The organism is Psychrobacter sp. TB20-MNA-CIBAN-0197 (assembly GCF_040309765.1).
Classification (GTDB): domain Bacteria; phylum Pseudomonadota; class Gammaproteobacteria; order Pseudomonadales; family Moraxellaceae; genus Psychrobacter; species Psychrobacter submarinus.
This window is the reverse complement of record NZ_JBEOPC010000159.1, coordinates 1-385: the sequence shown is the minus strand read 5'-3', so window position 1 is coordinate 385 and position 385 is coordinate 1. Positions and strand designations below refer to the sequence as shown.

Genomic DNA, 385 nt, shown 5'->3' with positions numbered 1-385 from the left:
CCTCTGTGTTATATGATTTGAGGCTGGCAGAAACTAAAGGAAGTGGCATTCGCACTATGAGAGCTAAACTTAAACAAGCTGGGCTAAGTGAGCCTAAGTTTGATAGTGATCATACTAGAAACTACTTTAAAGCTACTTTTCTTTTACATCAATTAATGGACGATAAGCAATTAAAGTGGCTTGAAGCTTTTGATAATCATGATTTGTCAGACGATGATGCTATGGCGCTTATGCTAGCTCACGAAACAGGTGCAGTTGATAACAGTACTCTTAGAGAAATAACTAAATTAGAAACATTGTCAGCAAGTCGCCTTTTATCTAGGCTTTGCAAAAAAGATTTATTACAGAAGCAAGGTGGTGGGAGCTCTACCACCTACACTCTAAC

Annotated in this window: 1 protein-coding gene; it reads left to right on the top strand. The window is 38.2% G+C overall.

All coding sequences use genetic code 11. The annotated features are described in order from the left end of the window. Positions 1 to 56: 56 nt before the first annotated feature. A partial coding sequence (locus AAEY83_RS13110; RefSeq protein ID WP_502945163.1) for a hypothetical protein occupies positions 57 to 385 on the top strand: 329 nt, incomplete at its 3' end.